Source organism: Peribacillus phoenicis (assembly GCF_047238085.1).
Classification (GTDB): domain Bacteria; phylum Bacillota; class Bacilli; order Bacillales; family DSM-1321; genus Peribacillus.
In genome coordinates, this window is record NZ_JBDFMF010000001.1 from 4,138,319 (window position 1) to 4,150,832 (window position 12,514).

A 12,514-nucleotide genomic window follows, 5' to 3' on the forward strand; every position below is an offset into this window, starting at 1 on the left:
AAAGCCGGATTCAACAAGTATTGAAATCCGGCTTTTCGTTATGGCTGAGAGGCTCCCTACAAGGGGAAAACTGTTGAATCAACTACTATCCCACCGGTTTGTTGGTTAATGGTATGGGTTTATGATTTTTAACGAAAGTTAACTTCAGTAAATTAACCCGTGCCATACAAAGGTACTTGTAGAAGCTACTGACCACAATATGTAAAAGGCTGTCCCTCCCTCTTCATTGTGTCTTTATGAATCTATTTGTATTTGAGTTACTTCCACTTGTAATCTTCCTGACTACTACGTAGCCATGGCGAATTAGGAATATAGCTGATTAAGAATGAGAGCATCTGTCAAAAGCAGATGCCTTATCTTCTTGACAGGAATCAAGTTAATCCTATCTCCCGTTTTCTTTTCTGTTTTAATAACGCAGGCTTTGGAACTTGCTGTGAGAGTGCGGTACATTCAGCAAATGAAAACTGTTTACACCCTTTACAACGGTTCTCATCCAGTTTGGATAAAGCTTTATTGATGGCATCACCCGTACTGGAAAAGAACTGTTCCTCACCAACAAGTTTAATAAATCCGGTTTTCCTCAGCATTTCTTTAGGTTCCTGTTGAATTCCGGAAATCAACACTTGTAGGTTATGAAACTTGAATAGCTTCACGATGTCGGTTAGCAGTGCTTCTCCTGATGTATCGATAAATGGCACATTGCTCATTCTTAATAGCAGGACTTTTGGTTTTGATCGCATTATTTCCTCGATTTCTTCTTGCAGCCTTTCGATTGTGCCAAAGAATAAAGGTCCTTCTATCGTATACATGTTAATCTGCGGGCAGCTTGAACCTTGTTGCACCATTTCTGGTTTAACTAGTTTATCAGCTGGATCTGGTAATACCTTTGATAATTTCAATGTACCGCTCATCAGTTTAACGAACGATAGAATGGCTAATAGTAATCCGATCCCGACACCTGTTGTCAGGTCAATCAATACGGTTAACACGAAGGTAACGATCAATACGACCGAGTCCATGGTTTTTGCTTTTAAGATATGCGAAAATTCTTTGCGTTCGCTCATGTTCCATGCGACAAACATAAGAATGGGGGCCATGCTGGCCAAAGGAATGGCCGAAGCATAAGGGGCCAAACTGACTAACACGAGCAATACCACCAGCCCATGAATCAGGCCTGATATGGGGGAGACTGCACCGTTTTTAATATTCGTTGCGGTACGGGCGATGGCACCAGTAGCCGGAATGCCTCCAAATAAAGGCGTAATCATATTGGTCAATCCTTGCCCCATCAGCTCTTTGTTGCTGTTATGTTTACTGTTGGTCATGCCGTCTGCCACTACAGCGGATAAGAGTGATTCAATTCCTCCAAGCATGGCAATGACCAAAGCAGCCGGAAGGAGTTCAATCACCAGACCGCCAGTGATATGGGGAAACTGAAAATGGGGCAATGCATTAGGAATGGCTCCATAAGCCGATCCAATGGTCGCTACCTGACCTGGAAAGAATAAGCTGGCGACTAGAGTTGATACAATCAATCCCAGCAATGCTCCAGGGATTTTCGGTAAATATTTTGGAGTTAATATGACGAGAGTTAAACTTATGATAGCTACCAATACACTATAGATATTCACTGTATTGAAGTTCAATATGATTTCTTTCATATTTAAAAGAAAGGCTTCTTCTTTTTTTAAATTACTGAGTCCAAAGAAATTGGCAATCTGGCCAGAGAAGATAATCACAGCAATTCCAGCAGTAAAGCCGATCGTAACTGGACGGGGAATAAACTTGATGAATTTTCCTAGTTTGAAGACACCCATAAGAAATATCATGATACCTGCCAGGAAGCCGGCGATTAACAGTTTTTCATATCCGTACTGCATGACCACACCGAACAGTACCGGGACAAAGGCGCCAGTCGGGCCTGCAATTTGATATTTCGAACCTCCAAAAAGGGAGACCATGATTCCTGCAATAATTGATGTGTACAGTCCATATTCCGGTCTTACTCCGGAAGCAATGGCAAAGGCCATCGCTAAAGGAATCGCTACAATCCCAACTACCACCCCGGCAACCAGGTCTTTCTGAAAATGGCCTAAGTTGTATCCTTCAAGCCTGCTAGAACCTATCATTTTATCGCTCCTTCTATTATTGAATTTGTATTTCGTCCTTGCTGACAACGTTGCTATATCCATCTATGATTCGATCCAATTTACCCGTTTCGGGATGGATGACCATACCGTGAACGGCGATGGAATCCGGTAATAATGGATGGTTTTCAATCAAACGGACACTATTCGTTACACTCTCCTCAACGCATTGAAAGCCTGAAAGCCACTTTGATAAATCAATACCAGAGTTTGTAAGGATATCAATTTCCTCCTGACTGACTTTCTTCTGCTTTGCGGCATCAAGAAGTGAAGAGGATTGAAGCCCCACCATACCGCATCCGTGATGTCCGATCACACACACTTCCTCCACTTTTAGCTCATAAACAGCGACAAGGATACTGCGCATGATGCTGCCAAAGGGATGAGAAACAATAGCTCCAGCGTTTTTAATGATTTTCGCATCTCCATTTCTTAAACCCATCGCCTTTGGAAGCAATTCCAACAGACGGGTATCCATGCACGTTATGATGACGATCTTTTTATCTGGATACTTTGTCGTTTGAAACCTTTCATATTTGTTTTGATCGACAAACGTCTTGTTGTAATCCAGAATGCTAGAAATAACTGACATTACTTATTCTCCTTTCTCGTGTTGAAATATGATGGAAATGTTCTATGTACAATATTCCAGATGCCTTTCATAAACGGTCTTATTTGGCTCTGTTTTATCATTTGGTGCTTTATTCCATGTTAGAGATATTAAATTAGAGCTAAATGATAGAAGGATTAGAAAATGGTGAGAATTATTACAGTTCCTTCTCTTTTTTTTTGCATTTTTCTTACTCAAAAAAGGGTGATGCATATTTAACTATGCATCACCCTTTTTTATGTATTGTTCCAATTATTATTCGGTGCCGTCTCTATCATCCACTTCATCATCTTCCCATGTGATTGTTTTTACTTCTTTTGTGTAGCCGTCCACTTGAACGACTGCGTCTCGATCGTCCTCTAATTCAACTTCGACCAAATAATAAGGTGTCTGATCTGAAGGTTGATAAAATTCTGTATCATCACCTGTTCCTTTTACATGTTTTTCGGCAATCGCAATTGCTTCGTTTTCTGTAATGATACTATCTGCTACCATTGTCGAGTCAATTATAGCTCCTGTATATGGGTCGAGGATTAAGGTGATTTTTTCATTATTCTTATTTACCACTGCTTTATAATGGGAGTTGTCTTTCTCCTGCACAAAATCAATTTGTTCCAGATCGCCTTGTGAGGAAATACGCGCCTTTATTTCATTTTGGGTTAGTTGCTTTTGGGGTGTTTTTTCCGCCGTTTCTTCAGAATGTACTATGGTTTCTTTTTTTATAGAACGAACTTCACCGCTTTTCTCATCCATACTAATAAGATATACCCCAGTTTCGAGCTGCATTTTAATCTGATATTCTTCACCTTCAGTTTTCGTTGTCTTTATAATGGTTCCAGGATATTTATCCTTTGCTGTCTGGTTCACTTCTTCTTCCGTCAAGCTTTCCGCGGATAATGATGGAGCCCACCATTGAAATCCGACGAATAATAGCAGACCGAAAACGAGAGTCGATCCAGCTGTTATCAGCACTTTTCCATTCTTCATCGTATCACCCATCCAACGTCATTCTGGCTTTATTAAATAAAAGAGTAACGTTCGTTCCTCTGCCTTCGAGGCTATCCATTTCAATCCGTACATCAATTGCATCAGCAATTTCCTTTGCCACGGAAAGCCCTAAACCTGATCCGCCTTGCTTTCGGCTTCTTGCTTCATCTACACGATAAAAGCGATCGAACACTTTTGGCAATTCAGCCTGTGGAATTCCATCCCCTCTGTCTTCGATGCGGATATACGCGTCTCTACTTGTTTGTCCTATGTAGACTGAGATTTGCTCGTCACTATACTTTCTTGCATTATCTAAAAAAATAAACAATAGCTGTTTTAACTTTTGCACGTCCGTAAGTGCTTCAATTGCATCGCTACTATCAATCTCCACTGTTCGATTGTACGCATTTTTATAGACTTTCGCTAAGTCTGCCATGATATCGGTCAGATTGACGTTTTCCTTCTCTATATTCCATTTTTCCTGATGCTTTGCAAGCAGGAGCATTTGCTCTGTCATCTCTCTCATTCTAATGGCTTCAGAATGAATGGCCTCTATTGATTCATCAAACAACTCAGGACGCTCCAACCCTTTTCTTTTCAAAAGACTTGCATAGCTTTCTATGACAGTTAGCGGTGTTTTTAATTCATGTGAGGCATTTGATACGAATTGCTCCTGTTTTTCGAAGTTAGCTTGCAGCAAATCAATCATGTGATTAAAGGTTTTCCCCATTTCCACAAGTTCATCTTTTGCTTTTTCTTCCAGGCTAAGTCGCTTAAATTGGCCGCTTGTTTGAATCTCCTTCATCGTATCAATCATCGATCGAATCGGACGGGCGATAAAGTTACTAAGAATAGTGCTTGATATTAGAACAGGTATCATGGCAATGATTGTAACAGCGATTAATACGATGCGCAGAACAGCGAGCATTTCTTCGGTTGCTGAAATGCTTTTGGTGATTTGAAGATTAACTACACTTCCATCCCCCCAAATGATCGGGTTTGAAACGAATACATACTTGTTCTGATGATAAGTGATGATCGCGCTCTTCTCACCGGGATAAAAGCTGCTATTGCGATTGCTTAATTGTTTCTCAGAATTGGATGTAACAGCTGTACCTTTTCGTTGACCCTCTTTTACAATACCAATCATGCCATCTATAGGCAGATAGGATCGAAGTAAATCATTTGGAGATATATTATTAACGTTTTTACTAACATCAAAGGCAATTTTCTCTGTCTCCGCTTTCGCACGATTAAGTTCATTCACCACCATCAGATTACTAAAGACAAAATAAATGGAAACATTCATCAATAGGAGCAGGAAAATGAATAGCACCGCTGTATATAAATTTATTTTCTTGCGAAGTCTCATTTTGCATCCTTCAGGACGTAGCCAACGCCTCTTACAGTATGGATAAGCGGCGTATCAAAACCATATTCGAGCTTTTTGCGAACATATCGGATATACACATCCACCACGTTTGTTTCTCCATAGAAATCATACCCCCAAACCGCTTCCAGTATTTGATCCCGGTTTAGCACTTGACGCTTATTCTTCAGTAAATAAAGAAGTAAATCATACTCCTTTGGCGTTAGGTCAATTTCGCTTTCACCTCTAATGACTTCACGTGTTTTGACATTCACCTTTAAATCAGCAGTATTCAGCCATCCCTCGTATTCATCTTCCATTGAAGGTGCAGCAGTCCGCATTCTTAAAACGGCACGAATTCGGGCAAGCAATTCCTCAATTTGGAAAGGCCTAGTGATGTAGTCATTCGCACCGCGATCAGAGACCGGAAACTTTATCTTCAACCGAGCCCTTTGCAGTTAACAGGATGACAGGGGTGAAATTGTTTTTCGTACGAATTTTCCGAAGCAGCTCGATCCCGCTTATGCCTGGAAGCATCACATCCAATAAGATCAAATCCCACTTTCGTGATCGATACGCTTCAAGTGCTTCCTTTCCGTCCATTGCCTTTCCGACTTGGTAGCCTTCGATTTCAAGCTCCAATTCAAGCAGTCTTAAGATTTTTTCTTCGTCCTCTACGATTAGTATTGATTCTTTACTCATTTGGAAGACCTCCTTTTGTGTGGGACTGTCCCCATTTATGTATTATGTCAAACAAAGATACTACAGATAGAACACTATGAAAATAGTGTATTATGACGAGTTTAATGGGTGTATGATTTGCTTCCGGCGAAGAGTCTCGCTAAAGGTAATCCTGCAAAGCAATCTTTCTAAACTACCCAATAAATTTAAATAGCCATATTCTTTTACGAAAGAATATGGCTTTATTTATTCACTTTGTTGGCTGGTTCACGCAACGCTCTTATTAAAGATCACGCCCGTTTGTTGAACAAGGCTTCAATTAATCCCCTAAATAAACTGGAGACTTTTGATTATTAACATGCTGTATGATATATTTCCTTAGTTCTTTAGGATATATCCTATTCTGAAGTAAATCATTAATATGTATCCATTCTACCCCTACTTGGTGACTATCTGGATTGGTAGGCGATTTATAAATTTTCTCTTTTACCAGGTCGCAAACAAAATAGTATTCAACTTGGTGAACATTAAAATCGAATGAAGAATGCTCGTGGTTTTTCCCTATATACTCACGAATATGAAGCAGCTCTCTAACCTCCACTTGCATCCCCCTCCAAAACATCTCCTGCATTTCACCTAAATCCCATTCAATTATCTAGCCTAATCGTTGACCAAAGATCAAACAGCACGATCCTGCCAATTTAGCTCTATAAAAACAAGAGCTGCCGAAGCAACTCCCTTAGTGCAGCAGTATTATTCACATGATACAGTCCAGTTTATAGCTAAGAAGTTCTTTTCAACGCTAGGTGTTTTATTGTTTTCAATACATGCACTTTTTGTGCTTTCGAGTGTATTAAAGTTTGAGATGATAGCAATTGCAGAAAATGAAAGAACTATAAAACATAGTATAAAAGACTTTTTTCTCTTAATATTCACACTATCATCCCCCCTAATCCTATTTTAATGATCAAAACTGTACAATAGCCAGCCATATAACCCCCTACCTCCATTCAAGTAACGCACCGTTTTGAAGAAGGATTAGATAGCAGAACTTAACCCAATAATTGAATTTTAATTCTTTTTTTCGTGGGACCTTTTTGTTGAATTTTCATAATGGAAAAGTCTTTAATTTCATTCGTGTTGTTGACGTGGGTTCCTCCACATGCTTGCTCATCAATATCATTTATTTGAACGATTCGAATTTCGTTAAGCGAAGCTGGAAGTAAATTAATGACCGTTTTAATTACCCCTTCTTTTTGCTCTGCTTCAGCTCTGCTAATTGTTAGCGTGTGAACATTATGGGGTTGTGCCAGTACCTTCTTTATCGATTGTTCTAATTGATTGAATGGGATTTCTTGTATTATTTCAGGAGAAAAAGACAGCTCTAATCTCGCATGTTCTTTTTCAATTTGACTGCTTGTAGCTAAAGCATTGTAATGTTGATAAAAATAACCTGAAATGACATGCAATAATGTGTGATACTGCATATTCTGATACCGCCAAGTCCAGTCAATCTGCATTTCAACTGATTGATTAATGTCCTGTAATGGTCGTTCTAGTTCATGAACCACTTCACCATCTACTTTTTTTACTGTTAATATAGTATAGGTTTCATCACCTTGTTTAATGATTCCCCGGTCACAAGGCTGCCCACCGCCGCCTGGATAAAAAATGGTTTGATCGAACACTACAAATCGGTCTTGTCTGGAAACGATATTTGCCGAACATTCTTTTAGATAACTATTCTCTAAATATAACTCTATCGTGGCCATTTTTTTGTTTCCTTGATATCCTCTACAAGCATGTCAACATGTTCTTTTTTCGTAGCCCAACTGGTACAAAATCTCACAGCACTGTGTGTAGCATCGACTTTTTCCCAGAAGGAGAATGAATACTTTTTACCTAATTCCAAAATCACATCTTCCGGCAAGATGGGAAATTGCTGATTTGATGTGGAATCATATCGTAATGAAAATCCATTTTCAACAAATGCTTCTCGAATCATTATTGACATTTCCACGGCATTTTTAGAAATTTCATAGTATAGGCCGTCTTCAAATAAGGTTTCAAACTGGATCCCCAATAGTCTCCCTTTAGCCAGCATTCCTCCCCTTTGCTTGATGAAATAGCGGAAGTCCTTTTTCAGGGCATCATTCATGATGACTACCGCTTCACCAAACATTGCACCAACCTTCGTTCCCCCTATATAGAACACATCACATAGCCTTGCAACATCCGCCAAGGTTAAATCGCTGTCCTTCGAAGCCAAGCCATACCCTAATCTAGCGCCATCCAATACCAACGGCAAACCACATTCCCGGCAAACTTCACTTAATGCTTCCAATTCGGCTTTACTATAAGTCGTTCCATTTTCTGTAGGGTTAGAAATGTAAACCAAGCCTGGCTGTACCATATGCTCATGAGTAACATCATTCCAGTGAGCATCATATAATTCTTTCACCTGTTCAGCTTGAATTTTTCCATCATCACTCGGCAAAGTAAGCACTTTATGACCAGTGGCTTCAATTGCTCCTGTTTCATGTACCGCGATATGCCCGGTAATTGCAGCAACTGCACCTTGATGCGGCCGCAAAATTGAAGCGATAATAGTTGTATTCGTTTGTGTTCCACCCACTAAAAAGTGTATATCTGCATTTGCAGCATCACACTGTTTTCGAATGTAAGCTCTCGCTTTTTCACAGTGTTCATCCACTCCATATCCGGGTGTTTGTTCTTCATTGGTTTCTATTAATCGTTTCAGAATTCGCTTATGAGCACCTTCTGTATAATCATTTTCAAAACGTATCATCCTATAATCTCCCCAAACTATCCAATTTCTTCTGAATGAACATCATAGAAGCATGGATTTCTTTTATTTCGTTTTGTGATAATCCTTGGAATAACCTCACTAATTGTTCATCAGATCTTTCATTAAGTTGGTCAAAAAGAGTCAACCCTTCAGGAGTCAGCCGAATTAGACTAGTTCTGTTGTCCAAGGCCGAGTTTTCCTTCATAACCAGTCCATCTTTTCTTAACTTATTAATTATTCTGCTCATATAGCTGCGATCAATTTCCAGTTTATCAACTAAATTGTTTGCTATACACTGCTCCATCAAACCGATTTCTAAAATTACCCGTGCCTCAGTGAAAGAATATCCGGTATCCAAAATATGCTTATCCAACACACCAAGTATATTCGTATAAAATCTATTGAATTGCCGTATATCAGCTATGGTTTTTTTATTTATATTCATTAAAGACTTCCTTTTTAGTGGACTTTATCCACTAATACTTTATTGTGATTAGTGGACTTTGTCAACGTTTTTTTATAAATGTTTGAAGGATCAATCGATACCCTTAGTTTGACCAATTTCAAAAAATTCACTTTTAGCTTGAACCTGATTTAATTTACATTCTTTTAGGTTGAGTGTTTCTTCTCGAGGAAGTTACATACTTTAATTAGAAACACTTGTGCAATTTCCCACTTAAACTCCCCTCCCTCCATTGTTGAAGAAGGACATCCTTTGACCCAAAACTTTTATCTATAAAATTAGAGATTATCGAACACGGGATGAGTTAAGGTGCATAAAATAGGATTGTGATATTTAACTATATTTTTGAAAGGATGTAATATTGTGTATCCTCCTTACACTAACCCACACCAGCTCAAACAAGAGACATTGTCACAGGTTGGCCCTTGGGTACAGTATGGTTTAAACGAAGCTCAAAAAACATCTGTCCCTCATGCAATGATGGAAATTGCAGCTATTGCCTATCTGATGGGTAAAGGATATGATCCAAGGATGGCTCATCAAATAGTCGAATCATGGGAAGTTAATGAAATGTTTTAACTGCTGCAGCTTTGAAATAATGATTAATTAAAATGTCGTCTTTAATCCCGATATTAGCGTAAATAAAAAAATCCATTTTGAAAAAAGATCGATCAAAATGGATTTTCTTGTGATTTAGTATTAAGTTTGATTATTTTTAGTGAGCCTTAATAAACTTCGCACCCGTTCGTTGCATAAGAAAACGAGCTGATTGTGACCGTCACAGCTCATTAAAGCTATAGTACCTTTTAGTTGAATTAATCAAATTTGATGTTTTTTCTCCTTTTTCAGCTTAAGCAAAAAAGAAACCAATTGGGCAGCTCCCTATTGAAGTACAGCACACATTAGTTGAAGAAGGTTCCGGCAATATCTAATTCTTTATATCCAACACCATAATCAATGTTTAAATAAAAGTGCTTTACACATTGATTTCACGATGATTGAAACATAATTACTAAAGTACAGTATCTTTATAATTACACTTCAATTTTGCGAGGCTAATTTTAACATCTTACATGCTTGCGTTTAAAACCAAGCTTTCCTTTACCGACTTCTTTTTGAATACTTTCGTAAGCATTTAGAAAATTGCTTTTTTTCTTGTCCCGTTTGACTTCTACTATTCCTATTGCCTTTGCGGTCTCGACTGCCTTTTCATGGAGCGGCAAATATGAAATCCCCACGGTGTATAGAAAATTATTCATAGCGGATTTCGTTCGTTCTGGCGAATCGTGAATCGTATTTTTCACAAGGTCAAGCATATTGGAAATCTTGCTTTCTGAAAATTCAACGTCTAGCCGATTTCCTAAAAGCCAACAGTAGCAGCTCCAGCCCGCTGACATTCTCAGCTCTTCACCGCTTGCAATCCATTTATCAGAAACTTCTTTTGCAATATCTGACTCTGATAAAGTTACAGCCACTACATAATCGGACAGCATATAAAAATACGCAGCATCCATCCAACGATCATAATCAGACTCGGTCATGGCTTTTGGGTCTGCAATAATGCCTGCAAAGTACATTGCATCATAGTTGCCTGTGGAATAAAGCTCTTCAGCTAAATGCTGATTTATTTTTATTTTCCTTACAATTGGTTTCATGGCGCCTGTAGCCACGCCAAAAAGAGGCTCATGCGCACCATTGGATATGTACATTTTTTTAGTTCGTTCCTTGCCAAGGGCTTCAAGATCCTGCATGACCATTTCTAAATTCATCGTTTAGCACTTCCTTCTTTATGGAGTTTCCCCCTAATATTTGCCCATCAAATATATATCACCATTATCCTATAATAGACTGCCATTTGTCAGCACCGTCTAAGCACATGATTGTTACGCAGGAATGCACTTAATGAATGTTGGCACTTTATTCCGACTGATGGTAAGAAACAATGCCTTCTGATACAGTAGCTTAGAATCAGGGGATTTACCCTTTGTTTTTGTTCGATTCCACTGCCCCGTTAGCTCCATTAGAAAAAGAGCTGCCGAAGCAACTCCGTTATTTGAAGGTTCAAAAAGCTCTTTTTTCCGTACTGTTTCGATCAATTGTCTTAATTTTTTTAATGAAATAATAATGTTTGTAAAGGGCGAGCACGACCAATAAGATTTTCACTAATAGGATGTCCACATAAAATACAGAAATTACGATGAAGAAATCGGCAATTAAATTGATTCTGATTTTCTCTCTTCGAGTCATACCTTTTTTTTGCAGAAATGCTTCAACGTATTTTTCATATAATGAGGTGCTCTTGAACCAATTTTCAATCGACTTGGAACTTTTAGCAAAGCAAAAGGCAGCAAATAAGTAAAACGGACCGCCCGGCAGAACTGGTAACACAGTCCCTGCAATACCAATCAAAAGAGATATGGACCCAAGAAGAAAGAATAGGACACTTTTTACTTTTTTTATTGTCATCACCTTTTTATTTATATTCTATCCCCTTATAACGTAAAGAGGAAGTCTAATTGATTAGTATCTTCCTTTTTGTTCTTGAACTAACCTGCCCTTTAGTTATTAACAGGATATCTTACCAATTCATTCTTCTGTCGCAACATTTTTTAGACATCGCAGTGACTTTAATTAAATCCACATCTCAGCCTTAAATTCATTCATACAGCATTGTAACCACACCAGCATATTCCGACAAATTTTCTTTGGAAATATCCAATGTCTTAACTTCGGTTGTTCGCTGTCCGGAAATCTGAAGAAACTTATCTAGCTTTGAAAACATCAATCCAACAACCGACAATGACTTTGTTCTATAGTGCATGGGGATAGTAATAGTAGATTTCAATTGACGCATTACTTGAGTAGCTTCTATGGCATTAATCGTGACTGTACCTCCTACAGGAATGATGAGAATATCTACTTTTCCAATTTCATTTACTTGTTCTTCTGATAATAGATGCCCTAAATCTCCACAGTGACAGATAGTTAGATCGTCCATTTGGAAACGATATAAAATATTGGGGCCTCTCTTCTCGCCATTTACCTTGTCGTGAAATGTCTTAAACCCACTAATTCTTACATCTTCGCGGATGTATTCCTTCGGCTCATTCACAAGCAAGTAATCACCTGTTGCAGCTTGAATTTTATTGTGATCAAAATGATCATGTGTAACGGCAACTATATCTGGTTCAACGCTTGGCATACGGTAACGGATGAAGCGATAATATGGATCTATAAGAATCCTGGTTCCTCTTTCGGATGTTAGTAAAAAGGCAGAATGTCCAAACCATTTTATTTTCATACTAAAATTCTCCTTATTATGCAATTGATTTAAAATTATTAAAATCAAGCAACTTTTAAGGAACCTTGGATTTACAGTTAAAAATATATTCCATTTATTATAATTCTACTATTCATGTAATAGTCCTTCTACACCCTTCCCATAAGA

12 protein-coding genes and 1 pseudogene are annotated in these 12,514 nt (G+C 38.5%); 1 reads left to right on the forward strand and 12 read right to left on the reverse strand.

The annotated features are described in order from the left end of the window. Window positions 1–371: 371 nt before the first annotated feature. The 9 genes and pseudogenes from ABC374_RS20310 to ABC374_RS20350 form a co-directional block, all read right to left on the reverse strand. The gene (locus ABC374_RS20310; protein WP_413019571.1) at window positions 372–2,129 is read right to left on the reverse strand and encodes a SulP family inorganic anion transporter; all 1,758 of its coding nucleotides are present in this window, start codon (window positions 2,127–2,129) and stop codon (window positions 372–374) included. Window positions 2,130–2,145: 16 nt separating this feature from the next. Then, window positions 2,146–2,739: a beta-class carbonic anhydrase gene (locus ABC374_RS20315; RefSeq protein ID WP_350300103.1), complete on the reverse strand. Its 594-nt coding sequence runs from the start codon at window positions 2,737–2,739 to the stop codon at window positions 2,146–2,148. 273 nt (window positions 2,740–3,012) lie between these two features. Next, on the reverse strand, window positions 3,013–3,744 hold the full coding sequence (locus ABC374_RS20320; RefSeq protein WP_413019572.1) for a PepSY domain-containing protein: 732 nt from the start codon (window positions 3,742–3,744) through the stop codon (window positions 3,013–3,015). A 4-nt stretch (window positions 3,745–3,748) separates the two neighbouring features. Next, the gene (locus ABC374_RS20325; protein ID WP_350300105.1) at window positions 3,749–5,116 is read right to left on the reverse strand and encodes a sensor histidine kinase; all 1,368 of its coding nucleotides are present in this window, start codon (window positions 5,114–5,116) and stop codon (window positions 3,749–3,751) included. Next, window positions 5,113–5,815, reverse strand: a pseudogene (locus tag ABC374_RS20330) (response regulator transcription factor). The gene ABC374_RS20325 and the pseudogene ABC374_RS20330 overlap by 4 nt, the downstream one beginning before the upstream one ends. Before the next feature lie 298 nt (window positions 5,816–6,113). Next, entirely contained in the window at window positions 6,114–6,395 is a 282-nt protein-coding gene (locus tag ABC374_RS20335) for an NUDIX hydrolase (protein WP_413019573.1), read from the reverse strand. Between the two features lie 451 nt (window positions 6,396–6,846). Continuing rightward, window positions 6,847–7,566, reverse strand: a complete 720-nt coding sequence (locus ABC374_RS20340; RefSeq protein ID WP_413019574.1) for an alanyl-tRNA editing protein — start codon at window positions 7,564–7,566, stop codon at window positions 6,847–6,849. Beyond that, window positions 7,554–8,603 carry a threonine aldolase family protein gene (locus ABC374_RS20345; RefSeq protein WP_413019575.1) on the reverse strand — a complete coding sequence of 350 codons (1,050 nt, stop codon included), beginning with the start codon at window positions 8,601–8,603 and terminating at the stop codon, window positions 7,554–7,556. The genes ABC374_RS20340 and ABC374_RS20345 overlap by 13 nt, the downstream gene beginning before the upstream one ends. Before the next feature lies 1 nt (window position 8,604). Next, a complete protein-coding gene (locus tag ABC374_RS20350) occupies window positions 8,605–9,048 on the reverse strand; it encodes a MarR family winged helix-turn-helix transcriptional regulator (protein WP_350300109.1) in 444 nt (147 codons plus the stop codon). 381 nt (window positions 9,049–9,429) lie between these two features. Here ABC374_RS20350 and ABC374_RS20355 point away from each other — a divergent pair, with 381 nt between their 5' ends. Beyond that, the gene (locus ABC374_RS20355; protein ID WP_350300110.1) at window positions 9,430–9,645 is read left to right on the forward strand and encodes a hypothetical protein; all 216 of its coding nucleotides are present in this window, start codon (window positions 9,430–9,432) and stop codon (window positions 9,643–9,645) included. Window positions 9,646–10,127: 482 nt separating this feature from the next. On the opposite strand, the gene ABC374_RS20360 is transcribed toward ABC374_RS20355, so the two are convergent. The 3 genes from ABC374_RS20360 to ABC374_RS20370 all read right to left on the reverse strand — a co-directional run bounded on the left by ABC374_RS20360 (window position 10,128) and on the right by ABC374_RS20370 (window position 12,367). Further along, a complete protein-coding gene (locus tag ABC374_RS20360; protein ID WP_413019576.1) occupies window positions 10,128–10,835 on the reverse strand; it encodes a DNA alkylation repair protein in 708 nt (235 codons plus the stop codon). Window positions 10,836–11,127: 292 nt separating this feature from the next. Further along, on the reverse strand, window positions 11,128–11,532 hold the full coding sequence (locus tag ABC374_RS20365; protein WP_350300112.1) for a YbaN family protein: 405 nt from the start codon (window positions 11,530–11,532) through the stop codon (window positions 11,128–11,130). A 190-nt stretch (window positions 11,533–11,722) separates the two neighbouring features. After that, entirely contained in the window at window positions 11,723–12,367 is a 645-nt protein-coding gene (locus ABC374_RS20370; protein WP_350300113.1) for an MBL fold metallo-hydrolase, read from the reverse strand. Window positions 12,368–12,514 lie beyond the last annotated feature (147 nt).

Excerpts from the sequence above, each read along its gene's own strand:
- ABC374_RS20310 (WP_413019571.1), bottom strand. The coding sequence starts at position 2,129 with ATGATAGGTTCTAGCAGGCTTGAAGGATACAACTTAGGCCATTTTCAG.
- ABC374_RS20315 (WP_350300103.1), bottom strand. The coding sequence starts at position 2,739 with ATGTCAGTTATTTCTAGCATTCTGGATTACAACAAGACGTTTGTCGAT.
- ABC374_RS20320 (WP_413019572.1), bottom strand. The coding sequence starts at position 3,744 with ATGAAGAATGGAAAAGTGCTGATAACAGCTGGATCGACTCTCGTTTTC.
- ABC374_RS20325 (WP_350300105.1), bottom strand. The coding sequence starts at position 5,116 with ATGAGACTTCGCAAGAAAATAAATTTATATACAGCGGTGCTATTCATT.
- ABC374_RS20340 (WP_413019574.1), bottom strand. The coding sequence starts at position 7,566 with ATGGCCACGATAGAGTTATATTTAGAGAATAGTTATCTAAAAGAATGT.
- ABC374_RS20345 (WP_413019575.1), bottom strand. The coding sequence starts at position 8,603 with ATGATACGTTTTGAAAATGATTATACAGAAGGTGCTCATAAGCGAATT.
- ABC374_RS20350 (WP_350300109.1), bottom strand. The coding sequence starts at position 9,048 with ATGAATATAAATAAAAAAACCATAGCTGATATACGGCAATTCAATAGA.
- ABC374_RS20360 (WP_413019576.1), bottom strand. The coding sequence starts at position 10,835 with ATGAATTTAGAAATGGTCATGCAGGATCTTGAAGCCCTTGGCAAGGAA.
- ABC374_RS20365 (WP_350300112.1), bottom strand. The coding sequence starts at position 11,532 with ATGACAATAAAAAAAGTAAAAAGTGTCCTATTCTTTCTTCTTGGGTCC.
- ABC374_RS20370 (WP_350300113.1), bottom strand. The coding sequence starts at position 12,367 with ATGAAAATAAAATGGTTTGGACATTCTGCCTTTTTACTAACATCCGAA.